Raw genomic sequence first — 22,240 nt, 5'->3', positions numbered from 1 at the left:
TAAAAACAACATTACTTAATAGGCCATGTAGATGTACTAATCAAAACATCTGTAAATGCACCCGATTATTTTTTGGAGGTTTTGGAAAACTGGAAAAATTTAGAAGATTAATTAATATGAAGTAGAGGAGATAAAAAGTCTAGAGCTTATAAGTCAACCTGATTAATTTCTACTTCATAGATTGAATTGAAAGCTTCAAAAACAGTTTCGGCCTCTTTTTTCCTAACAGATATATATACTTTACAATCCAATTCCAAAACTTGATTGGTGATATTAAGATTTCTTTCTTTAATAACCCGCATTACTTTATTCATGTTCTTGTAATCAAAAGCAATTTCGTAATCTACGTTTATGGTTTTTTTTACAATTTTTGAAGCATCTAAAGCCATTTGAGCGCCGGTTTTGTAGGCATTAATTAATCCGCCAACACCTAATTTAGTGCCTCCAAAATAACGAACTACGACAACCAAAATATTAGTAACCTCGTAAGATTGTATTTGTCCATAAATAGGCATTCCTGCAGAGTTGTTAGGCTCGCCATCATCATTAGCACGATAAGAAATATCTTCAGTACCTATCTGGTAAGCATAACAAAAGTGTCCGGCATTTTTATGCTGAAGTTTTAACTCTTCAAGATGAAGTTTAACTTCTTCTTCATTAGAAACGGGAAAAGCATAATTAAAAAATTTTGAACTTCGATCTTTAAAAAGTGTTTCTTCCGAAGCTTTTACAATAGTTTTATATACATCGCTTTCTTCCATACTAAGCAAAAGTAACTAATATGATAGACACTATAGCAACAGCAATACCAATCCAATTTTTAATTAAAAGTTTTTCTTTAAATAAAAGTAAGCCTACAAGTGTAGAGAGCATAACAATTGCTACATTATTAACGGTAAATATAGTCGAGCTTTCAAAGTTCTCAACATTTAAAGCTTTTAATACTGTGTAGATAGAGTAGTAGTTAACTATTCCTAAAATAATACCACCAATAACAGGTTTATAACTTAGTTCTATTTTATTGTTAAAAGATTTATAAGCTAAAAGTAATATACCAGTTATAGCTGCATATACAAACACAGTTGCCGAGAATACAGGAATCCCATTATCGGCTAAATAGGTGGTTTCTACATAACTAATGGACGTATCTATAACCCCAGATCCTAAAAATAAAATAAGTGGTAAAGTCAAATTTTTTAGCTGAAAATCCTCTTTATCTTTTGCTTTTACCGAAGCTAAAAATACGGCAACTAATGCCAGTATAATTCCAGCTCCTTTTTGGAAGTTTAAAGTTTCATTATACACAAAAAGTCCAAATACGACAGGGATAATGACACTCATTTTACTGGCAACAGAAGCTACCGACAGACCGTTTTTTTGAGCAGTAAGCGCCATAACATTAAAAATGCTAATAAATAAAACGCCTAAAATAATGGCGCCAATAAACCATTTACTAGACGTAATTTCTGTTACAGAAATAGGTTCCGAATAATTTAAAAAGCCAAAAATGCTAGCGGTAATATAATTAACTACAAGTGCTTGTAGCGTATTGATCTTAAAAAGCCCAAAACATTTAAAGATGATAAAAATAACTGTAGAGCATAAAATGCTAAGAAGTAAAAACATTAAAACAAATGAGTTTTAAGTTCAAATAAATTAATGACATCCTGGGTTTTTGGATCATTATTCCAAGTGAAAAAACCAAGATCTGCAGCTGCAGTAGTATTTTCTAGAGTATCATCTATAAATACACATTCTTCGGGATTTAAATTGTTTTCGGCTAAAACAAACTCAAAAATAGTAGCTTCAGGTTTTCTTAAATTTATTTCATGAGATAAATAAAAGTTATCAAAACATGATTTGAATTCTTCATAAAAAGACACATGCTCTTTTATAAAGTTAATATGAAGTTCGTTGGTATTGCTTAATAAAATAAGTTTGTACTTACCTTCAGCTTTAAGTTGTTTTATAAAGTCCAATCGGTATTTCGGAAAATCTTGAATCATAATATTCCAAGCATCGATAATTTGTTGTCTAGTGACGCCTTCAAAATTATCTTCGTAGAAATCGATAAACTCTTCAGTTTCAATAAGTCCTTGTTCGTAAAGTGTGTTTATAGCAATTAATTCTTCAGGAAATTCATCTAAACCAAACAACTGTAAAGCATGTTGGTTTGCGCCTACTTTATCTAAATTGATAAATACATCGCCAAAATCGAATATGATGGTTTTAATCATTTCTATAAGTTTTTATTGTTATAAATTTCTAAAGTGTCTTCTAAAATAACTTCTTTTGAAGCAATTTCTTCGTTAAAAACTGGTGCTTTTGTTCCTTTTTTAAAAGTAATAGTTCCCTTAAAAATGCGCGCTTCATCCCAAAGATTTTCATCTATAAAGGTTTGCAAGGTTTTTGTGCCACCTTCTATAATGATAGATGTTATATTTTTTTGATGTAACACCTCACAGATTTGTTGTGCAATAGCATTGGTTTTTGTCCAATCTATAGTATGTTTCGAAATGACAAGTGTTTCCGCTTCAGCATTAAAAACCGCTAAAGAGAGATCTAATTTTAAGTATTTATCTATTACCACACGAATGGGGTTTTGACCCGCATAATTTCTTGTGGTTAAACTAGGATTGTCTTGTAAAACTGTATTTGTACCAACTAAAATAGCTTGCTCTTCTCCGCGCCACTTATGTACTAAAGCTCGCGAGGTTTTATTTGTAATCCAAACGGGTTTTTGATCATCCTTGGTTTCGGGACTTAAAAATCCGTCACTACTTTGTGCCCATTTTAATATAATAAACGGTCGTTTTTTATTATGAAAGGTAAAAAAACGTTTGTGGTGTACTTTACATTCAGATTCTAAAATACCAACGGTTACCTTACAATTGGCTTCCAATAATTTTTTTATACCTTTTCCTGCCACTTGAGGATTATCGTCTACACAACCAATCACCACATTTTTAATGCCTTTAGCGATAATTAAATCGCTGCATGGTGGCGTTTTTCCGTAATGACTGCACGGTTCTAGAGTAACATATATGGTGCTTTCTGCTAATAAATCGTGGTTTTTAACACTGTTAATAGCGTTAACTTCAGCGTGATTGCCTCCATAAGTACTTGTAAATCCTTCACCTATAATCTTGTTTTGGTGTACAATAACAGCACCAACCATAGGATTTGGTCTGGTAAAGCCCAATCCATTCTTTGCGATTTGTAACGCACGGTTCATATAGGTTTGGTGAGTATTCATACTTAGAAATCTATTGTGATTTGTTCAGATTTATCGATAGTATAGGAATGCGAAAAACCAAAAACTTTATAATAAATGTCACCTTTATACTGTACTTTAATTTTTTTAGTAAGTAAACTACCTAAAAGACCACTTAAGTTTTTGTCACTATATAAACTGTCGGTAGGTATTTTTGCAGTAAGTGGAATAGAAAATTCTTGATTGGCAGGAACTTTAAAAGATTTTGAGGAAACGTGAGCTAATTCGTTATCGTTTACAAAAACCACCAAATCGTCAGTTTTAAGTTCGCCTTTTATATCGTTTGGGTTATTAAATCTGGCATTGGCAACTACGGTAATTTGTTTAGAGGTTGACTCGGTCACCCTAACATTTTCAATAGCAATAAATTGAGGTTTTTCATTAACGCTACAGCTTAGTATCGTTAAAAAGAGTGTTAATAATAAACCGATGTGTTTCATTTTAAAGCTGCTTAATAAGTGTATCTTCACGCTGTAAAATTAGTATTTATAAGTGAAGAATACCACCATAATAAGAGAAATTACAGCAGAAGACAATACTCAAATTGAAAAAGTGATTAGAGATTGTTTTCCAGAATTTGGTTTGCCTTTAGAGGGAACCGCTTATGCCGATCCTGAAACAAAGCAAATGTTTGAAAGTTACAGTGGAGCAAATGAAACCTATTTTGTAGTGGTTAAAGATGAAGATGTTTTAGGTGGAGCAGGGATAAAACCATTGGCAGGTTTAGAAGAATCGGTATGCGAATTACAAAAAATGTATTTCTCGCCAAAAGTGAGAGGTTTAGGTTTTGGTAAGTTGTTATTTCAAAAATGTTTGGATGAAGCAAAACGTTTAGGATATAAACAGGTTTATATAGAAACCATTCCGCAATTAGAAGCAGCCATTCATGTGTATAAGTCTTTCGGATTTAAACATTTAGAAGGACCAATGGGAAATACTGGTCATTACTCTTGTGGTATCTGGATGCTAAAAACACTTTAAACTCCATGAAGGTAAAAGAAATTGAACAACTGTTTCATAAAGAATTGGATGCTATTTATGGTAAAGATGAAGTACACCAGTTTTTCTACATGTGTATAGAATCGTTTTATAATTTATCGCGATTAGATTTAGCTTTAGACACAAATTTATCCATAACGACAGAAGAGCAACCACAAATAATGGAGGCATTAAATCATTTAAAAGCGGAAAAACCAATTCAGTATTTATTAGGTGAAACCGAGTTTTATGGGTTAACATTTAAGGTGACTGAAGATACTCTAATCCCAAGACCAGAAACCGAAGAATTAGTCGAGCTAATTTTAAACACCGCGAATTCTGAGTTTTCAAATCTAGATAAATTAAACTTTTTAGATATTGGAACAGGAACTGGCTGTGTAGCCATTTCATTAGCAAAACATATAGCTAAAGCTAAAGTTAATGCAATTGATGTATCTGAAGAAGCATTAAAAATTGCAAAATTAAACGCTATAAAGAATGAAGTTGAAGTCAACTTTATTCAGCAAAATATTTTAGATCACGTTGAAGCGTTATCTCACATAAATAAGCTTGGGAAATTAGATGTTATAGTTTCTAATCCGCCTTATGTACGTGAATTAGAAAAACAAGAAATTAAACCAAATGTTTTGGAAAACGAACCACATTTAGCCTTGTTTGTTTCTGATGAAGATCCGTTAGTTTTCTATAAAACCATTACAGAAATAGCCGAAAAACAATTAAAGCCAAATGGATTTTTGTTTTTTGAAATCAATCAATATCTTGGAAAAGAAATGAAGGCTTTAGTAGAAAGCTACGCTTTTAAAAATGTTGAGATTATTAAAGATGGCTTTGGAAATGATCGTATGCTGAAAGCTCAAAAAATAGATAAAACATAAATTTTAAAATTTTAAAAAAAATAGATTTATTGTTTCGTTTAAGTTTAAATCTAATTAATACAGTTAATTGTTTTTTTTGAAATTTAAATAAAAATTTAGAATTTTTCATAGCTTTTAATTATAAATTAAATATTATTAATAGATAATAACTATACAAATATAATATTAATCTATGATTATTTGATTAGTAATAGTTAAAATTTATAAACATTTTGTTGATAACTAAATTTTATTGAAAAAATGAAAAACATCGCCGTATTTTGTGGTTCAAGTTTAGGAACCGACAAAACCCTTATAGAAAACACCTATAATTTGGGTAAAACCTTAGCTAAAAACGATTATACCTTAGTTTATGGTGGTGCCAAAATTGGCTTAATGGGAACCGTAGCGCAAGCTTGTTTAGATCATAAAGGTAAAGTGATTGGTGTTATTCCTGAATTTTTACAAACCAGGGAAATTGTATCTCATGATTTAACCGAACTTATCACAACCAAAAACATGCACGATAGAAAAGTGATCATGTACGAAAAAAGCGATGGTTTTATTATCATTCCTGGCGGATTTGGTACCATGGATGAGTTTTTCGAGATTTCTACATGGGGGCAATTAGGCCTACATTCTAAACCCATTGGCATTTTAAACACCAATGGTTTTTACGATGATTTATTAAATCAAGGTCAGAAAATGGCAGATAAAGGTTTTTTAGCTCAAGCTAATTTTGATGCCATTTTGGTAAGTGATAATATTAGTGATTTACTTCAAAAAATGACTAATTTTAAGCCACTACCAAAACCAGAATGGTTAAATTTAGAACGATTATAAAAAAAATAATTTAAGAGTATCACAATATATTATAATGAAACCACAACAACAGATACAATCACTTCGCGAAGAATTACGTCAACATAACTACAATTATTACGTTTTAGATAATCCTACAATTGAAGATTATGAGTTTGATATAAAACTAAAACAACTTCAAGAATTGGAAGCGAAGCATCCAGAATTTTATGATGCACAATCGCCAACGTTACGTGTTGGAGGAGAAGTGACCAAAAATTTTGAAACCGTAATTCATGAGCATAGAATGTATTCCTTAGATAATTCGTATTCTTTAGAAGATTTACAAGATTGGGAAACACGAATTAGGAAAATGGTAGATGGAGACATTAGCTATACCTGCGAGCTTAAATATGATGGAGCTTCAATAAGTTTAACTTATGAAGATGGAAAGCTATTAAAAGCAGTAACGCGTGGCGATGGATTTCAAGGCGATAATGTAACCACTAATATAAAAACCATAAGATCTGTACCACTTAAACTTAAAGGCAATTATCCGCCAAAGTTTGATATTCGTGGCGAAATTGTATTGCCTTTCGATGGATTTCATAAAATGAATGAGGAACGCTTAGAAGCTGGCGAAGAACCGTACAGAAACCCTAGAAATACAGCTTCTGGAAGCTTAAAACTGCAAGATAGTGCAGAAGTAGCAAAACGTCCTTTAGAATGTTTATTATATAATCTTACAGGAAATAATTTAGGAATATCCACACAATTTGAAAGTTTAGAATTGGCAAGACAAATGGGTTTTAAAGTACCAGAAGCTTCAATTTTGGTAAACTCTATAGATGAGGTGTTTCAATTTATTTCAAAATGGGATAAAGAACGACATAACTTACCCTACGAAACCGATGGTGTTGTGGTTAAAGTGAATAGTCTTCAGCAACAAGAAGAATTAGGCTTTACAGCAAAAGCACCGCGCTGGGCTATGGCTTATAAGTTTAAAGCCGAGCAGGTGTCTACTAAATTAGAAAGTATATCATATCAAGTAGGAAGAACTGGTGCTATTACGCCAGTCGCTAATTTGCAACCTGTAGAATTAGCAGGAACTACGGTTAAACGTGCCAGTTTACATAATGCCGATCAAATTGAAAAATTAGATATTAGAGTAAACGACGAAGTTTTTGTAGAAAAAGGAGGCGAAATTATTCCAAAAATTATTGCAGTAGATTTGTCTCAAAGACCCCAAGACTCTCAACCAACACAATATATTTCACATTGCCCAGAATGTAATACCGAATTAGTAAGAATAGAAGGTGAAGCCAAACATTTTTGCCCTAATACCAATGGTTGTAACCCACAAATAATTGGTCGCATTCAACATTTTATTTCCAGAAAAGCAATGGATATAGATGGCTTAGGTGGCGAAACGGTAGCGTTATTGGTAAATAAAGGTTTAATTACAAGTTATGCCGACTTATACGATTTAAACGTAGAACATGTATTGCCTTTAGAGCGTATGGCTGAAAAAAGTGCAGAAAACTTAATAAATGGTATAGAAGCGTCAAAACAAATTCCGTTTGAGCGTGTCTTATTTGCTATAGGTATTCGTTATGTAGGTGAAACGGTCGCTAAAAAATTAGCAAAACATTATAAAACAATAAGTGCTATTAGTAATGCAAGTTTAGAAGATTTAGTTGCTGTAGATGAAATTGGTGTTAAAATAGCCGAAAGTGTTAAGTTGTTTTTTGAAGATTATGCTAATAAAGACATCATATCACGATTAATTTTATCTGGTGTGCAATTAGAAGTTTCAGCCGATGTGTTGGCCAATCAAACCGAAAAATTAAAAGGTGATATTGTAGTGGTTTCAGGTGTGTTTACACAAGTAACTAGAACAGAACTTAAAAAACTGATTGAAGATAATGGCGGCAAAGTATCGTCCTCAATTTCAGCTAAAACAAGTTATATCGTGGCAGGAGATAAAATGGGTCCAAGTAAATTAGAAAAAGCAGAAAAATTAGGTGTATTAGTCTTAAGTGAACAAGACTTTTTAGATAAATTAAAATAAGCTATTTTCGCAGTCGTATTATTGATTATGAAAAATAGAAGCTTAATAGCGTATAAATACATCATTCTCCTTTTAGGTTTAGCTTATGCGATAGGTTTTTATATGAAATGGGATTATATGGAAGCTTGTGCGAAAGCAACCTGTATCTTAGTATTTGCCTTATTTTATTTTAAACACTCTAAGCGTAAGCATATATTATTTGGTGGCGCCTTAGCCTTTTTTTCTATAACTGAAGTTCTTAAAATTTATTTTAAGTTTGATTATATTAAATTTTCAGTTTATACTAATATCACTGCAATTTTAGGCTACACTATGCTTATTTCTTATATATTTAGTCATCTAGAAGTTTATAAACTAATTAAAAAGTTTTGGCTTCATACTTTATTTCTAAGCATTATTAGTATATACATTATCTATAATTTAAATAGTATTATTTTTAATGGTCAGCAAATCTCTAAATTTAGTATTCATTATATTTCAGAAACAGTTTATAATGTTTGTATTCTAACTTTAATGAGCTTGTCTTTTTTAAACTTTTTATATCATGATAATAAGCGAAGTTTTTTGCTATTTATAATAAGTGTTTTCTTTTGTTTAGCAGAAATTATTCAGGTACCATTTCTGTTTTTGGCAGACCAATCTGCTTTACGTTTTGCTTATACACTATTTTATGTGGCAGGTTATTATTTTGTCTATTTATATATTACAACACGTTACAACAAACAGTTTAAAGTATTACATTAAAAGTTTAGGACTTCAAACCGAGAATTGTAAAAAGATTTCCGTAAATTTGAGACTTAGAACTTTAGGAGTAACTAATTGATTTAGTTTGAGAAACATCCTTAGAACCTGATAAAGTTAACACTTTCGTAGGGAAAAGTTATTTTTATGGAAATTATCCCATAAACCCATCTTTTCAGACTTAAATGGTTATCTCTTAAACTTAAAGTTCTTTATAAGTTTAAATTTTTGAAATGATAACAGTAACAGTCAACAATCAAAAAAAGGAAATTGATACAAATCACACACTAAATTCACTTTTAGAGTTGCTAAATCACGACTATAATGGTATTGCGGTTGCGATTAATCAATCTATAATTTCTAAACCAAATTGGGGAACTCATCAGGTTTTAGATGGCGACGACATACTTATTATTCAAGCAACACAAGGCGGATAATTAACACCATGTTTTTTATTCAATTTAAAATATAATTATAACATAACTGCTGTAAGCCAAGAGCGAATAGCCAATAGCAATTTATATGAAGAGCAAAGACACTGCACCAAAACAAGACGGAATTACGAGACAGCCGTTTCCTAATTCAAAAAAGATTTATGTAGAAGGTAAAATTCACCCACAAATTAAAGTGGCCATGCGTGAAATTTCTTTAAGTGACACGATAGATTCGATGACGAAAAAGAAAACACCTAACGAACCTGTAACTGTTTACGATACTTCAGGACCTTATACAGATCCTAATAAAAAAATCGATATTCACGCAGGAATTGAAAGAATTCGTGAACAATGGATTTTAGATCGTGGCGATGTAGAAGAATTAGATAGTTTTTCATCTAAATACTGTAACGAACGTTTAAACGATTCTAGTTTAGACCATATGCGTTTTAACTTAAAGCACAAACCTAAACGTGCCAAAAAAGGTCAAAATGTAACGCAATTACATTACGCTAAAAAAGGAATTATTACTCCAGAAATGGAATATATTGCGATTCGAGAAAATCAGCGAATCGACGAAATGACCGAGATTAGAAAGCAACACAAAGGAGAACACTTTGGAGCAGCTATTCCAGAAAAAATTACGGCAGAATTTGTCCGTTCGGAAGTTGCCAGAGGTCGCGCTGTTATCCCTTCTAATATTAATCACCCAGAAGCAGAACCTATGATTTTAGGTCGTAACTTCTTAGTAAAGATTAACGCAAATATTGGAAACTCTGCAGTAACTTCTTCAATAGAAGAAGAGGTAGAGAAAGCTGTATGGGCTTGTCGTTGGGGAGCCGATAATATTATGGACTTATCTACGGGAGAAAATATTCACGAAACACGTGAATGGATTATCCGTAACTCACCAGTACCAATTGGAACTGTGCCAATTTACCAAGCTTTAGAAAAAGTAAATGGAGTTGCAGAAGATTTAACTTGGGAAATTTTCCGTGATACATTAATAGAACAAGCCGAACAAGGTGTAGATTATTTTACTATTCACGCAGGAGTTTTACTGCGTTACGTGCCAATGACGGCTAACCGTGTCACAGGAATTGTATCTCGTGGAGGATCAATCATGGCTAAATGGTGTTTAGCACATCATAAAGAAAGTTTCTTATACACGCATTTCGAAGAAATCTGTGAGATTTTAAAATCTTACGACGTTGCGTTCTCTTTAGGAGATGGTTTACGTCCAGGATCTATTGCAGATGCAAACGATGAAGCGCAATTTGCCGAATTAGAGACGTTAGGAGAATTAACTCAAATTGCTCGTAAGCACGAAGTGCAATGTTTTATTGAAGGTCCAGGTCACGTGCCAATGCACATGATTAAAGAAAATATGGAAAAGCAAATTGAAGTTTGTGACGAAGCGCCATTTTACACATTAGGTCCTTTAACAACAGATATCGCACCAGGATACGACCATATTACTTCAGGAATTGGAGCAGCCATGATTGGTTGGTTTGGTTGTGCTATGCTTTGTTATGTTACACCAAAAGAACATTTAGGATTACCTAATAAAGAAGATGTACGTGTAGGAGTTGTGACTTATAAATTAGCGGCACATGCTGCTGATTTAGCCAAAGGTCATCCAGGAGCACAACATAGAGATAACGCCTTAAGTATGGCGCGTTTCGAATTTAGATGGTACGACCAGTTTAACTTAGGATTAGATCCAGAACGCGCGTTAGAATATCATGATGAAACATTACCAGCAGATGGCGCTAAAATTGCCCACTTCTGTTCAATGTGCGGACCAAAATTCTGTTCAATGAAAATTTCACAAGAAGTTCGTGATTTTGCAGCGGATAATAAAATTTCAGATGATAACGAAGTTCTTAAAAAAGGAATGGAAGAGAAGTCTGAAGAGTTTAAGAAAAAAGGTTCAGAAATTTATCTTTAAAATAATTTGGGAGTTCCCACGCTTTTCTTAGGAAAAGCGTGGTCGGGCTTTCCGTTACAATCTTTTGCGTATTCTCGATACAAATTTATATCGTTACCACGGCATGAATTTACTCGAATTGACAGCAAAAGGATTTTCACTGCAATCCCTAACTCAAACAACCAATCGTCATGCTGAATTCATTTCAGTATCATATAAAGAGAGTAAAGAAAAGGAAAGGTTAGTGAGAATCTGAAACAAGTTCAGATTGACGAAAGGAAGAAAAATTTCATAACCAATTGTCATGCTGAATTTATTTCAGCATCACATCCAAAAGTTTAATAGATTATGCAGTTAAGTTATATCTATATTTTAACAAATAAGTACAGAACTACATTTTATGTTGGTGTAACTTCTAATTTATTAAATAGAATAACAGAGCATCAAAATGGAACAGGTTCAGTTTTTACTAAGAAGTATAATTTAAAAGACTTAATTTATTTTGAAGAGTTTACAGATATTAATCAGGCAATTGCAAGAGAAAAACAAATTAAGAACTGGCGAAAAGACTGGAAATTTAATTTAATTAAGGAAACAAATCCAAAATTAGAGACTATAATCTTGTAGAATAGTGAGAATCTGAAACAAGTTCAGGTTGACGTAAGGAAGATAAATTTTACAATTAATCGTCATGCTGAATTTATTTCAGCATCACATAAAGAGAGGAAGTAATAATTATGAGTAATGAGAACCTGAAACAAGTTCAGGTTGACGTAAGGAAGGTAAATTTTACAATCAATCGTCATGCTGAATTTATTTCAGCATCGCATAAAGTAAAGGAAATAAAACGATAAATGATAGTACTAATATCACCAGAAACCGATATCCCAAACGAAATTGAAATACTTACAAAGTTATTTCAGGAAGGCTTGGACTATTATCATTTAAGAAAACCACAAAAAGATATTGTGGCTTATCGTACCTATTTAGATTCAATTGAAGCTTGTTATCATAATCGAATTGTCCTGCATCAGCATCACGAATTAATAAATGAATACAATTTAAAAGGCATCCATTTTCAAGAACAAAAGCGAATAGATCATATCGATAATCCTGGTCAGTATTTTAAAGGATTAAATATGTTTGGAAAAACAATTAGCTCTTCATTCCATGAAGCTAAAGATATAGAAGATTGCGAATTTGAGTTTGATTATCATTTGTTAAGTCCGGTATTTACATCAATCTCAAAACAATGCTATGAAGGACGCGGATTTAATGTTAATCACATCGATAAAACCATCATAGGAATGGGTGGAGTTACAGCGTTTAATCTAAACAAAATTGAACACCTTGGATTTAAAGGTGCAGGTATTTTAGGAGGAATTTGGAATAATGAACATCCAGTTGCTGTTTTTAAAAAAATGAAAGCATTTTACAACCAACCGTCATGCTGAATTTATTTCAGCATCGCATAAAGAGAATAAATAAGAGTTAAGAATATTGAGAATTTGAAACAAGTTTAGATTGACCTAAAGAAGATAAATTTTATAAACAATCGTCATGCTGAATTTATTTCAGCATCACACTTAAAAAAATATTAATTGAAGAAACATCAATACATACTATCTGTTGCAGGGTTCGATCCATCTAGTGGAGCTGGAATAACTTCAGACATAAAAACCTTTGAGGCGCATGGGCTTTATGGCTTATCGGTATGTACTGCGGTGACTGTTCAAAATGATATTCAATTTACAGAGTGTAAATGGATTGAGGCAGACTTCATTTTAAAACAAATCACTTCACTTTTCGAACGTTTTGAGATACCTACCGTAAAAATAGGTATTGTTCAATCCTGGAAGGTGTTAAAACAAATTGTATTCCTTTTAAAAGAATTGAATCCTAAAATAACTATTGTATTGGATCCAATAATTAAAGCAAGTGCAGGTTATGGTTTTCATACCAAAGAATCTCAAAGCGAGTTAGATGATATTTGGAGGTTTTGTACGGTAATTACACCAAATTACGATGAAATACAGCAGTTATATCCAGAAAAATCTGTAGAAAAAACAGTACAGCATATTTCTCGTTTAACCAACGTTTATTTAAAAGGTGGACATAGACCCGATAAAAAAGGTTTTGACGAATTATTTACAAATCAAGAGGTGTTTGAAATTCCACCAATTGCCGACAGTATTTTTGAAAAACACGGAAGCGGTTGTGTGTTATCTTCAACATTAGCCTTATATCTCGCAAAAGGAGAAACGTTAGTTAATGCTTCAATTAAAACAAAAACTTATGTGGAAGATTTTTTAAATAGTAACAAATCCCTATTAGGAACCCATAGTCTTCTAGCAGACCTAAATTCATTAAAGTCGAATACCTAGAAACTAACAACTTATAAAATGATACCAAAATTACATTACATATCACAAGGTAGTTCACCAAAAGCCCACATTGAGCATATTCAAAAGGCTTGTCAGAGTGGGGCAGAGTTAGTGCAATTGCGATTAAAAGATATTTCAGAAAAGAAAATTTTAAAAATAGCAGAAGAAGTTAGAGAAATTACGTCGCATTTTCAAACACGTCTAATTATAAACGATCACTATAAAATAGCAGTAAAAGTTAAAGCTGATGGTGTACATTTGGGTAAAACAGATACATGTCCGCTAATTGTTAGAAAGGCATTAACATCTTGGCAAATTATAGGAGGAACTGCTAACACTTTAGAAGATTGTCATACACTTTTAGATAAGCAAGTAAATTATATTGGTTTAGGTCCTTTAAGATATACAAGTACCAAACAAAACTTAAGTCCCGTATTAGGATTTGAAGGTTTTAAAAACATTTTTGAAAATTTAGTAACACCAACTCCAATTATAGCTATAGGAGGTATTGTTTTAGAAGATGTAAAACCACTGTTAGAAATAGGCTTAAGTGGTATTGCAGTTTCTGGCGAGATTACTAAAGATTTTAATAGTATAGCACAATTTCATAAAGCGTTAAATACAGGGAGCAATCATGCACAACGTTATGAATTTAAAACAGAAGAATAATTATAAAAAACAATACGTGTTTTTTAATACATAGTTTATAAAAAAATGAATATAAAAGATCATTTACAAATAGCAGATAAAACATTTACCTCACGTTTATTTACAGGTACAGGTAAGTTTAGCTCTAACGATGTCATGGCAGAAGCTATTTTAGCTTCTAAAAGTGAATTGGTTACTGTAGCATTAAAACGTGTAGATGTAGACAATGAGCAAGATAAAATGTTACAAAGCATAAAGCAGCCTCATATTAATTTGTTACCAAATACGTCAGGAGTTCGTGATGCTAAAGAAGCCATTTTTGCAGCTCAATTAGCTAGAGAAGCTTTAGAAACTAATTGGATTAAATTAGAAATTCATCCAGACCCTAAATATTTGTTACCAGATCCTATAGAAACTTTAAAAGCAGCGGAAGAATTAGTAAAATTAGGTTTTGTAGTAATGCCATATATACATGCAGATCCTGTTTTATGTAAACGTTTAGAAGATGTAGGAACGCAATGTGTTATGCCATTAGGAGCTCCAATAGGAACAAATAAAGGTTTAAAAACAGCAGACTTTTTAGAAATTATTATAGAGCAGAGTAACGTGCCTGTTATTGTAGATGCTGGTATTGGAAGTCCATCGCATGCGGCTTACGCAATGGAACTAGGAGCCGATGCTGTTTTAGTAAATACTGCAATAGCCGTATCGCAAAATCCAGTACAAATGGCACAAGCTTTTAAAATGGCTGTAGAAGCAGGAAGAATGGCTTTTAACGCCAAGTTAGGTTCGGTTAAAAAACATGCCGAAGCAAGTAGTCCGTTAACTTCTTTTTTAAATTAAAGAATCAACGGTTTAAAATTAATTAGTAATGAAATCGTTTAAATTAAAATAATTTAAATGATAGTAATTACGGAATAAGACATATGATGAATCATACTTTTCAAGATGTATTCGATACTTATAATTGGGACGAAACTTTAGCGAGTATTCAAAACAAAACAGCACAAGATGTTGAGCATGCTTTAGGTAAATCTAAACGAGATTTAGAAGATTTTAAAGCATTACTATCGCCAGCAGCTCAACCTTATTTAGAGCAAATGGCAGGTTTAAGTCAGGCAGCGACTAAAAAACGTTTTGGAAATACCATACAAATGTATGCGCCAATGTATTTGTCTAATGAGTGTCAGAATATTTGTACCTATTGCGGATTTAGTATGACCAATAAAATTCCACGTCGAACACTTAATGATGAAGAAATATTAAAAGAAGTTGCTTTTTTAAAAGCAAAAGGATTCGATCATATATTGTTAGTCACAGGTGAAGCTAATAGAACTGTTGGTGTTTCCTATTTAAAGAATGCTATCAAACTTATTAAGCAACATTTCTCTAATGTTACAATAGAGGTGCAACCTTTAGATCAAGAGGAATACGAATTGTTAATTGAAGAAGGTTTGTATGCGGTATTGGTATATCAGGAGACCTACCATAGAGACGAGTATAAAAAACATCATCCCAAAGGAAAAAAATCGAATTTTAATTACCGATTAGATACTGCCGATCGCTTAGGGAAAGCAGGGATTCATAAAATTGGTATTGGTGCTTTATTCGGGCTAGAAGACTGGAGAGCAGATGCTTTTTTTACAGCTTTACATTTACGTTATCTAGAAAAAAAGTATTGGAAAACTAAATATTCCATTTCATTTCCTCGTTTACGACCATTTAGCGGTGGTTTAGAGCCTAAAGTAGAAATGACCGATAAAGACTTGGTGCAAACCATTTGTGCATTTCGTTTATTAGACGAAGATGTCGAGTTATCTTTATCTACTAGAGAAAGCGAAGTGTTTAGAAACAATATTGTACACTTAGGCATAACGTCTATGAGTTCGGAATCTAAGACCAATCCTGGCGGTTATACTGTAGATCCTCAAACATTGGAACAATTTGAAACTTCTGATGAACGTTCGACCGAACAAGTGACCGATATGCTTAAAACTAACGGACTAGAGCCTGTGTGGAAAGATTGGGAAAGTTTTTCATAACCATATAGCCATTTATTGATGTCTCAATTATCTCAATTAGAAAAAGAATATTATAACCGACATATCATTTTAGATAACATTGGTTTAAAAGGTCAGGAGCAGTTAAAGCAAGCTAAAGTATTAGTAGTTGGAGCTGGTGGTTTAGGTTGTCCTGTCTTGCAGTATTTAGCAGCTGCGGGCATAGGAACAATTGGTATATTAGATGGAGATACAGTTTCGGTATCTAATTTACATCGTCAGATTTTATATACCATAAAAGATGTTGGCCAATCTAAAGCCGAAACTTCAGCAAAAAGATTACGGGAATTAAATCCTTACATAAAAATAAATGTTGAACATCAGTTTTTAGCTCCTAAAAATGCGATTGACTTATTTCAGCACTACGATATTATTGTCGATGGAACCGATAACTTCCAAACGCGATATTTAGCAAATGATGCTTCAGTAATAACTCGTAAACCCTTAGTGCTTGGTTCAATTTTTAAATTTGAAGGACAAGTAACTGTCTTTAACTACAACAATGGACCTACGTATAGATGTTTATATCCTAATCCACCAAAACCAGATGCTGTACCCAATTGTTCTCAAATTGGTGTTTTAGGTGTTTTACCTGGAATTATAGGCACTTATATGGCAAATGAAGTGTTAAAAATAGTATTAGGATTAGATGGTATTTTATCAGGAAAATTAATGTTATTTCATGCCGAACATTTAGGAACTCAAATTCTAGGTTATACTAAAACGGAAGCTTCTCAAGTCAACAGTTTATTAAATAATTATGATGCTTTTTGTGGGATTGAAACTGATAGCGCTGAGGTTCAAGTAAAGACATTGTCTTATGAAGAGATTCAAAAGTTACCTGAAGAGGTATTTTTTTTAGATGTAAAAACCGAAGAAGAACACAAATTAGAAACCATTTCTTCCATAAATATACCTCTACAAGATTTAGAACAGCATTTTGAAGGTTTACCAAAGGATAAAACTATTGTTGTATTCTGCAAATCTGGTATTAGGAGCAAGGAAGCTATTTCTAAATTAAAATCGCTTGGTTTAACTAATTCGTTTATTCGCTTAAAACAAGATTAAATTAAGTAACCCTAATGGTTTTTTGTTCTTTAATTACTTTCTTGTTATTAGAAAATACGAAATCAACTCGACCAACATTAACACCATAACAACCAACTTGGTTCACTAAAGTTTCTGTTCCGCCTGCATTTAAAACTTTAGTAGGTTCATCTAAAAACGTGTGGGTATGTCCTCCAATAATTAAATCGATATCTTTTGTTTTTTCTGCTAGAGTAATGTCACAAATTTTCTCGGGATTTTTAGAGTATTTATAACCTAAGTGAGATAAACAAATAATTAAATCACACTTTAAATCGTCTTTTAAAATGCGGGTTTGTTCCTGAGCAACTTCAACAGGATCTAAATACACAGTTTCTTTATAAAGTGTTTTATCAACCAAACCATCTAATTCAACACCAAGCCCAAAAACACCAATTTTAATATCATTTTTAATAAATACTTTATGCGGAAGTGTTTTACCATCCATAATGGTATTTTTAAAATCGTAGTTGGCCGAAATAAAATCGAAACTTGCATGTGGTAATTGAGCAAATAAGCCATCTATACCATTATCAAAATCATGATTGCCTATAGTTGCAGCATCATATTTAAGTTTACTCATTAATTTAAATTCCAATTCGCCACCATAATAATTAAAATATGGGGTACCTTGAAAAATATCTCCAGCATCTAATAATAAAGTATTCGGGTTTTCTTTTCTAATTTCGTCAATTAAAGTTGCACGTCTGGCAACACCACCAAGATTTGGATATTTTCCATCATCTGCAGGAAACGTATCGATATGACTATGAGTATCGTTGGTATGTAAAATGGTAATCTTTTTTTCTGAAACTGTATTAACGCAAGATTGTAATCCAAAACTACCAAAGGTAAGTAGGGAAGATGCGACTGCGGATTGTTTTATAAATTGTCTGCGTTTCATACTTAATTTATTTTAATAAATCGGTTATCAATTTTAGGTGAAATGGTATCGACTTTATTAAAATAGTCTATAAGTGCATTTCGTATTTTATAATCTGTGTTGTAAATAGTATCTGCTTTTTTAAAGAAATCCATTCGGTCTCCGCCCGAAGCCAGATAATCGCTAGTAGCTATGTAATACACTCTGTTTTCTAAAGGCTTTTTATTTATGAAAAGACTTTTTATTTTATTTGATTGATCTAATTGAATTTCAAAGTTTGATACAGGATGCGGCGTTTGTTCTGTTTTTAAATAATTTATTAAGGCATCCATTTGTGTTTTGTTAAGAGCTGCAACTACAATACTATTTTCAAAAGGCATCACTTCAAAAGCAGTTCTTGCCGATATGTTTCCTTTGGAAATGACAGACCTAATACCTCCATGGTTTAGTAAAACGCCGTCAATATTTTTTCCGGTTCTTGCTTTAAAAATAGGGTTACCTTCACTTAAGACCACGTCTGCCATAAAGTTACCTATGGCGGTATTCAGCTCACCATCTTTTTTAGAATAGGTTTCTGGAGCATAAGCTAAAGTACTATCCAGCGTTGTGTTTAAATGTGTTCTATAAGGTAAAATAAATGCTTCAATAGAATCGTTTTTTACTATAGAATCATTTATTGAAATGATTTCATAAGTTGCTTCGGTTTTCTCAAAAGCTTCTTTTTTGCAAGAAGTGTTAAATAATACACATAATAATAGAATATAGTTAAGTTTCATTAGTATAATTTAGGCTTTAATTAATGATGGTTTTATTACATTTGTGTTTAAGCACTAAAGGTAAATGATTTTAAAAGGTTTAAAAACTAAATCTATAGAAAAAGCAACTAAAAAAAGCATTTCAGATCGACAATTTCAGTCAGATTCTGGTGTTATTAAATCGGTTGGTGTAATTATTTCACAAAATGAATTTCAACTTACTGAAGTTGAGGTAAAAGCTTTATTTTCCTATTTACAAGTTCGAGATTTTAACCTTGTAAGCTATTCAAAAAAGGTAGAGAAAAACTCTAGAAATTCTTTAGTATCTCCAAAAAACTTTGGTTGGAATGGAGTTTTAAAAACCAAAGAATTAAAATCATTTTCAACTACTAATTTCGATGTTTTACTTGCTTTAACAGAAACAGTAGATCCTTTTTTTAAAGCTTTATTTGCTTTAACTGAAGCAAAATTTAAAATTTCTAATACAAATAAGCTAGAAGCAGTTGCCGATTTAACTATACAAACAACTGCGCAAAATCTAAACGTTTTAAAAACGGAATTACATAAATACTTAACTATTTTAAATAAAATATAGATCATGACAACACCATTTTTAGGAACAGGAATTGCAATAGTAACGCCATTTAACAAAGATAAATCGGTCGATTTTAAGGCGTTAGAACGTGTGGTTGAATTTAATATTAAGAATGGTGTAAATTATATAGTTATTTCTGGTACTACGGGAGAAAGTGGCACGATTACAGCTGCCGAGAAAAAAGATATAACAGCCTGCATAGTAAAAGCTACCAGTGGTCGTGTACCTTTAGTTTTGGGCATAGGCGGAAATAACACTACAAACGTAATAGAAGAAATAAAATCGACAGATTTTACTGGTATTAGCGCTATTTTATCTGTAGCTCCATATTACTCAAAGCCTACTCAGGAAGGTTTTTATCAGCATTTTAAGGCTATTTCAGATGTATCTCCAGTCGATATTATTCTTTATAATGTTCCAGGTAGAACTGCTAAAAATATGGACGCTCAAACCACTTTACGATTGGCAAGAGACTTTAAAAATGTGGTTGCAGTTAAGGAAGCTGGAAATAATATGGCTCAATATTATGAGTTGTTAAGAGATAAACCAGAAGATTTTGCTATAATTTCTGGGGACGACGATCTAGCTTTAGGTGTAACTCTGGCTGGTGGAGCAGGAGTGATATCTGTTATAGGTCAGGCTATGACTAAAGATTTTTGTGATATGATACAATTGGGTTTACAAGGAAAATCTAAAGAAGCCTACCAGTTACATTATAATTTAATGGAAATTATAAGTTTAATTTTTGCCGAGAACAATCCGTCTGGTATTAAAGCAGTATTAGAAGCAATGGATTTATGTAGTGATGAGGTTAGACTACCATTAGTTCCTGCAACTTCAAGTCTTAAAACACAAATAAATCAATTTTTAGAGAATTACTAATTTTGGGCAAAGTAGTAAAAGATCCAGGTTTTGGAAACAATTCAACCAGCTTTGCTGGTCGGATGATTAATAATGACGGAACGTTTAATATTAAAAGAGTAGGAACCAAAACCAGTATTTTACAAACCTATCATTATTTAATTCAAATTAAATGGACCTGGTTTTTTGTTCTGGCATTTTCAATGTTTATAGCAATAAATTTGGTTTTTGCTGCTATCTACCTACTTATTGGTGTAGAAAGTATAAGTGTAGCTCCAAGTAGTTTTTTCAGAAACTTAGCAAATGCTTTCTTTTTTTCAGTACAAACCTTTACCTCTTTAGGTTATGGTGCTTTTGCTCCTAATACTATTTCTAGTGGTTTTGTTTCTTCTTTAGAAGCTTTTGTTGGTTTAGCCATGTTTGCATTTTTAACAGGATTAATATATGGTCGGTTTTCAAAGCCTACACCAAATATTAGATTTTCAAAAAACATTGTGTTAAGAGAATTTAATCACACCAAAGCCATAATGTTTAGAGTCGTTAACAATCGAGCGTCGGTTATGATTAAGCCCAAAGTTACGGTAACATTGGCTTTAACTCGTTTAGATAATAATGCTCATTTTAAACGTGAATTTTTCGCTTTAAATTTAGAACGAGACGAAATTAGTTACTTACCTACAACATGGACTATTGTACATGAAATTAACGCTGAAAGTCCATTAAGTAAATTCTCATCTAAAGAACTGTTAGATCAAGATGGTGAGTTATTGGTTCTTATGACTTATTACGATGAATCTTTTAATCAGGAACTTCATCAAATGTATTCATACCAGTTGGAAGAGCTCTTATTAGACCATAAATTTACACAAGCTTATTATTATGATGATGATGGAAAAATGGTTTTAGATTTTAACTTATTTGATGAAGTAGAAAATTTAAACGTTAAATAAAATCTAATCCTTTATGAAGTTAGACCGTTTCGATTAGATTAGCACGAAATATTTATTTTTAAAATCCATAATAAAGGTGTATTTTTGCACCTTGTATTTTTTTTATGAAAAACATTTTTTACATAGCCTGTCTATTTTTAGTTTTAAGTTCTTGTAGCCAATACCAAAAAGCTCTAAAGTCTGAAGATGCTTCGGTTAAATACGATTTAGGAGTTAAGCTTTATGAAGAAGGAAAATATAAAAAAGCCAATAGACTTTTTGAACAAATTATTCCTAAGTATAGAGGGAAACCTCAAGCAGAAAAGTTAATGTATTTACATGCTAGTGCTTTTTATGAATTAGAGGATCACTATTTGGCGGCTTATCAATTTGAAACTTTTGCAACTGCTTATCCAAACAGTGAAAAGGCAGAAGAAGCTTCATATAAATCTGCAGAAAGCTATTATCAATTATCTCCAGTATTTTCTAAGGATCAAACAGAAACTTATAACGCTTTAGAAAAACTACAGTTGTTTGCAAATATATATCCAGAGTCTCAATATTTACCAAAAGTAAATGAATTGGTAAAAGAGTTGGATTTTAAATTAGAAAAAAAGGCGTTTGAGATTGCTAAGCAATACAATCATATATCAGACTACAAAGCCTCTATAAAGTCGTTTAATAATTTTTTAACGGATTTCCCAGGATCATCATTTAGAAATGATGCTATGCGTATAAGAGCAGAAGCAGCTTTTAGTCTTGCTGAAAAAAGTGTAGTTTGGAAACAGGAAGAACGTTTTATAGACGCACAGAAATATTACAATTTATATAAAAGTGCATATCCAAAATCTGAAAGTTCAGAAGAAACAGATATGAAACTGACTATAATAGAAGAGAATTTACAACAAATTAATAGCAATAAGCTAAAATAATAA

At 32.1% G+C, this 22,240-nt stretch carries 25 protein-coding genes and 1 riboswitch; of the genes, 18 read left to right on the top strand and 7 right to left on the bottom strand.

The window, feature by feature from the left end:
* Positions 1-146: 146 nt before the first annotated feature.
* Genes C7H52_RS09145 through C7H52_RS09125 form a run of 5 tightly spaced genes read right to left on the bottom strand, consistent with a single transcriptional unit; the run spans position 147 to position 3,714 of the window.
* Positions 147-761, bottom strand: coding sequence for an IMPACT family protein (locus tag C7H52_RS09145; RefSeq protein WP_106463598.1), 615 nt, complete (start codon positions 759-761; stop codon positions 147-149).
* A gap of 1 nt (position 762) precedes the next feature.
* The gene (locus C7H52_RS09140) at positions 763-1,626 is read right to left on the bottom strand and encodes a hypothetical protein (RefSeq protein WP_106463597.1); all 864 of its coding nucleotides are present in this window, start codon (positions 1,624-1,626) and stop codon (positions 763-765) included.
* The gene (locus tag C7H52_RS09135; RefSeq protein ID WP_106463596.1) at positions 1,626-2,237 is read right to left on the bottom strand and encodes an HAD family hydrolase; all 612 of its coding nucleotides are present in this window, start codon (positions 2,235-2,237) and stop codon (positions 1,626-1,628) included. The genes C7H52_RS09140 and C7H52_RS09135 overlap by 1 nt, the downstream gene beginning before the upstream one ends.
* A 2-nt stretch (positions 2,238-2,239) precedes the next feature.
* Complete coding sequence (ribD, locus tag C7H52_RS09130) at positions 2,240-3,256, bottom strand: bifunctional diaminohydroxyphosphoribosylaminopyrimidine deaminase/5-amino-6-(5-phosphoribosylamino)uracil reductase RibD (protein WP_106463595.1); 1,017 nt, start codon at positions 3,254-3,256, stop codon at positions 2,240-2,242.
* 2 nt (positions 3,257-3,258) lie between these two features.
* Positions 3,259-3,714: an LEA type 2 family protein gene (locus C7H52_RS09125; protein WP_106463594.1), complete on the bottom strand. Its 456-nt coding sequence runs from the start codon at positions 3,712-3,714 to the stop codon at positions 3,259-3,261.
* Positions 3,715-3,766: 52 nt separating this feature from the next.
* Between C7H52_RS09125 and C7H52_RS09120 the strand changes: the two genes are divergently transcribed.
* The 14 genes from C7H52_RS09120 to C7H52_RS09055 all read left to right on the top strand — a co-directional run bounded on the left by C7H52_RS09120 (position 3,767) and on the right by C7H52_RS09055 (position 17,264).
* Positions 3,767-4,255 carry a GNAT family N-acetyltransferase gene (locus C7H52_RS09120; RefSeq protein ID WP_106463593.1) on the top strand — a complete coding sequence of 163 codons (489 nt, stop codon included), beginning with the start codon at positions 3,767-3,769 and terminating at the stop codon, positions 4,253-4,255.
* 5 nt (positions 4,256-4,260) lie between these two features.
* Positions 4,261-5,148 carry a peptide chain release factor N(5)-glutamine methyltransferase gene (gene prmC, locus C7H52_RS09115; RefSeq protein WP_106463592.1) on the top strand — a complete coding sequence of 296 codons (888 nt, stop codon included), beginning with the start codon at positions 4,261-4,263 and terminating at the stop codon, positions 5,146-5,148.
* 240 nt (positions 5,149-5,388) lie between these two features.
* On the top strand, positions 5,389-5,970 hold the full coding sequence (locus C7H52_RS09110) for an LOG family protein (protein WP_106463591.1): 582 nt from the start codon (positions 5,389-5,391) through the stop codon (positions 5,968-5,970).
* Between the two features lie 34 nt (positions 5,971-6,004).
* Positions 6,005-7,999, top strand: coding sequence for an NAD-dependent DNA ligase LigA (gene ligA / locus C7H52_RS09105; protein WP_106463590.1), 1,995 nt, complete (start codon positions 6,005-6,007; stop codon positions 7,997-7,999).
* A gap of 27 nt (positions 8,000-8,026) precedes the next feature.
* The gene (locus C7H52_RS09100; protein ID WP_106463589.1) at positions 8,027-8,743 is read left to right on the top strand and encodes a hypothetical protein; all 717 of its coding nucleotides are present in this window, start codon (positions 8,027-8,029) and stop codon (positions 8,741-8,743) included.
* 53 nt (positions 8,744-8,796) lie between these two features.
* Positions 8,797-8,892: riboswitch (TPP riboswitch) on the top strand.
* A gap of 81 nt (positions 8,893-8,973) precedes the next feature.
* On the top strand, positions 8,974-9,177 hold the full coding sequence (gene thiS, locus C7H52_RS09095; RefSeq protein ID WP_106463588.1) for a sulfur carrier protein ThiS: 204 nt from the start codon (positions 8,974-8,976) through the stop codon (positions 9,175-9,177).
* Between the two features lie 85 nt (positions 9,178-9,262).
* Entirely contained in the window at positions 9,263-11,125 is a 1,863-nt protein-coding gene (gene thiC / locus C7H52_RS09090; protein ID WP_106463587.1) for a phosphomethylpyrimidine synthase ThiC, read from the top strand.
* Between the two features lie 327 nt (positions 11,126-11,452).
* On the top strand, positions 11,453-11,731 hold the full coding sequence (locus tag C7H52_RS09085; protein WP_106463586.1) for a GIY-YIG nuclease family protein: 279 nt from the start codon (positions 11,453-11,455) through the stop codon (positions 11,729-11,731).
* A 227-nt stretch (positions 11,732-11,958) separates the two neighbouring features.
* Positions 11,959-12,558 (top strand): thiamine phosphate synthase, encoded by a 600-nt coding sequence (locus C7H52_RS09080; RefSeq protein WP_106463585.1) that lies wholly within the window; start codon positions 11,959-11,961, stop codon positions 12,556-12,558.
* 147 nt (positions 12,559-12,705) lie between these two features.
* Complete coding sequence (locus tag C7H52_RS09075; RefSeq protein WP_106463584.1) at positions 12,706-13,488, top strand: hydroxymethylpyrimidine/phosphomethylpyrimidine kinase; 783 nt, start codon at positions 12,706-12,708, stop codon at positions 13,486-13,488.
* An 18-nt stretch (positions 13,489-13,506) separates the two neighbouring features.
* Entirely contained in the window at positions 13,507-14,157 is a 651-nt protein-coding gene (gene thiE, locus C7H52_RS09070; protein ID WP_106463583.1) for a thiamine phosphate synthase, read from the top strand.
* Between the two features lie 45 nt (positions 14,158-14,202).
* Positions 14,203-14,979 carry a thiazole synthase gene (locus C7H52_RS09065; RefSeq protein WP_106463582.1) on the top strand — a complete coding sequence of 259 codons (777 nt, stop codon included), beginning with the start codon at positions 14,203-14,205 and terminating at the stop codon, positions 14,977-14,979.
* 86 nt (positions 14,980-15,065) lie between these two features.
* Complete coding sequence (thiH, locus tag C7H52_RS09060; protein WP_394336018.1) at positions 15,066-16,178, top strand: 2-iminoacetate synthase ThiH; 1,113 nt, start codon at positions 15,066-15,068, stop codon at positions 16,176-16,178.
* An 18-nt stretch (positions 16,179-16,196) separates the two neighbouring features.
* Positions 16,197-17,264 carry a ThiF family adenylyltransferase gene (locus C7H52_RS09055; protein WP_106463580.1) on the top strand — a complete coding sequence of 356 codons (1,068 nt, stop codon included), beginning with the start codon at positions 16,197-16,199 and terminating at the stop codon, positions 17,262-17,264.
* Between the two features lies 1 nt (position 17,265).
* On the opposite strand, the gene C7H52_RS09050 is transcribed toward C7H52_RS09055, so the two are convergent.
* Together C7H52_RS09050 and C7H52_RS09045 are read right to left on the bottom strand one after the other, a co-directional pair.
* Entirely contained in the window at positions 17,266-18,186 is a 921-nt protein-coding gene (locus C7H52_RS09050; protein ID WP_106463579.1) for a bifunctional metallophosphatase/5'-nucleotidase, read from the bottom strand.
* 2 nt (positions 18,187-18,188) lie between these two features.
* Positions 18,189-18,941, bottom strand: coding sequence for a 5'-nucleotidase C-terminal domain-containing protein (locus tag C7H52_RS09045; protein ID WP_106463578.1), 753 nt, complete (start codon positions 18,939-18,941; stop codon positions 18,189-18,191).
* 64 nt (positions 18,942-19,005) lie between these two features.
* Here C7H52_RS09045 and C7H52_RS09040 point away from each other — a divergent pair, with 64 nt between their 5' ends.
* From C7H52_RS09040 to C7H52_RS09025, 4 genes are all read left to right on the top strand, one after another.
* Complete coding sequence (locus tag C7H52_RS09040; protein WP_106463577.1) at positions 19,006-19,515, top strand: DUF6913 domain-containing protein; 510 nt, start codon at positions 19,006-19,008, stop codon at positions 19,513-19,515.
* A gap of 3 nt (positions 19,516-19,518) precedes the next feature.
* Positions 19,519-20,397 carry a 4-hydroxy-tetrahydrodipicolinate synthase gene (gene dapA, locus C7H52_RS09035; protein WP_106463576.1) on the top strand — a complete coding sequence of 293 codons (879 nt, stop codon included), beginning with the start codon at positions 19,519-19,521 and terminating at the stop codon, positions 20,395-20,397.
* Positions 20,398-20,399: 2 nt separating this feature from the next.
* Positions 20,400-21,326: an ion channel gene (locus C7H52_RS09030; RefSeq protein ID WP_106463575.1), complete on the top strand. Its 927-nt coding sequence runs from the start codon at positions 20,400-20,402 to the stop codon at positions 21,324-21,326.
* Positions 21,327-21,430: 104 nt separating this feature from the next.
* A complete protein-coding gene (locus C7H52_RS09025) occupies positions 21,431-22,237 on the top strand; it encodes an outer membrane protein assembly factor BamD (protein ID WP_106463574.1) in 807 nt (268 codons plus the stop codon).
* Positions 22,238-22,240 lie beyond the last annotated feature (3 nt).

This window comes from Aurantibacter aestuarii (genome assembly GCF_003008425.1).
GTDB lineage: Bacteria > Bacteroidota > Bacteroidia > Flavobacteriales > Flavobacteriaceae > Aurantibacter > Aurantibacter aestuarii.
This window is presented reverse-complemented; position numbering and strand designations above follow the sequence as displayed.

Excerpts from the sequence above, each read along its gene's own strand:
- C7H52_RS09145 (WP_106463598.1), bottom strand. The coding sequence starts at position 761 with ATGGAAGAAAGCGATGTATATAAAACTATTGTAAAAGCTTCGGAAGAA.
- C7H52_RS09140 (WP_106463597.1), bottom strand. The coding sequence starts at position 1,626 with ATGTTTTTACTTCTTAGCATTTTATGCTCTACAGTTATTTTTATCATC.
- C7H52_RS09135 (WP_106463596.1), bottom strand. The coding sequence starts at position 2,237 with ATGATTAAAACCATCATATTCGATTTTGGCGATGTATTTATCAATTTA.
- ribD (WP_106463595.1), bottom strand. The coding sequence starts at position 3,256 with ATGAATACTCACCAAACCTATATGAACCGTGCGTTACAAATCGCAAAG.
- C7H52_RS09125 (WP_106463594.1), bottom strand. The coding sequence starts at position 3,714 with ATGAAACACATCGGTTTATTATTAACACTCTTTTTAACGATACTAAGC.
- prmC (WP_106463592.1), top strand. The coding sequence starts at position 4,261 with ATGAAGGTAAAAGAAATTGAACAACTGTTTCATAAAGAATTGGATGCT.
- C7H52_RS09110 (WP_106463591.1), top strand. The coding sequence starts at position 5,389 with ATGAAAAACATCGCCGTATTTTGTGGTTCAAGTTTAGGAACCGACAAA.
- ligA (WP_106463590.1), top strand. The coding sequence starts at position 6,005 with ATGAAACCACAACAACAGATACAATCACTTCGCGAAGAATTACGTCAA.
- C7H52_RS09100 (WP_106463589.1), top strand. The coding sequence starts at position 8,027 with ATGAAAAATAGAAGCTTAATAGCGTATAAATACATCATTCTCCTTTTA.
- thiS (WP_106463588.1), top strand. The coding sequence starts at position 8,974 with ATGATAACAGTAACAGTCAACAATCAAAAAAAGGAAATTGATACAAAT.
- thiC (WP_106463587.1), top strand. The coding sequence starts at position 9,263 with ATGAAGAGCAAAGACACTGCACCAAAACAAGACGGAATTACGAGACAG.
- C7H52_RS09085 (WP_106463586.1), top strand. The coding sequence starts at position 11,453 with ATGCAGTTAAGTTATATCTATATTTTAACAAATAAGTACAGAACTACA.
- C7H52_RS09080 (WP_106463585.1), top strand. The coding sequence starts at position 11,959 with ATGATAGTACTAATATCACCAGAAACCGATATCCCAAACGAAATTGAA.
- thiE (WP_106463583.1), top strand. The coding sequence starts at position 13,507 with ATGATACCAAAATTACATTACATATCACAAGGTAGTTCACCAAAAGCC.
- C7H52_RS09065 (WP_106463582.1), top strand. The coding sequence starts at position 14,203 with ATGAATATAAAAGATCATTTACAAATAGCAGATAAAACATTTACCTCA.
- thiH (WP_394336018.1), top strand. The coding sequence starts at position 15,066 with ATGAATCATACTTTTCAAGATGTATTCGATACTTATAATTGGGACGAA.
- C7H52_RS09055 (WP_106463580.1), top strand. The coding sequence starts at position 16,197 with ATGTCTCAATTATCTCAATTAGAAAAAGAATATTATAACCGACATATC.
- C7H52_RS09050 (WP_106463579.1), bottom strand. The coding sequence starts at position 18,186 with ATGAAACGCAGACAATTTATAAAACAATCCGCAGTCGCATCTTCCCTA.
- C7H52_RS09045 (WP_106463578.1), bottom strand. The coding sequence starts at position 18,941 with ATGAAACTTAACTATATTCTATTATTATGTGTATTATTTAACACTTCT.
- C7H52_RS09040 (WP_106463577.1), top strand. The coding sequence starts at position 19,006 with ATGATTTTAAAAGGTTTAAAAACTAAATCTATAGAAAAAGCAACTAAA.
- dapA (WP_106463576.1), top strand. The coding sequence starts at position 19,519 with ATGACAACACCATTTTTAGGAACAGGAATTGCAATAGTAACGCCATTT.
- C7H52_RS09025 (WP_106463574.1), top strand. The coding sequence starts at position 21,431 with ATGAAAAACATTTTTTACATAGCCTGTCTATTTTTAGTTTTAAGTTCT.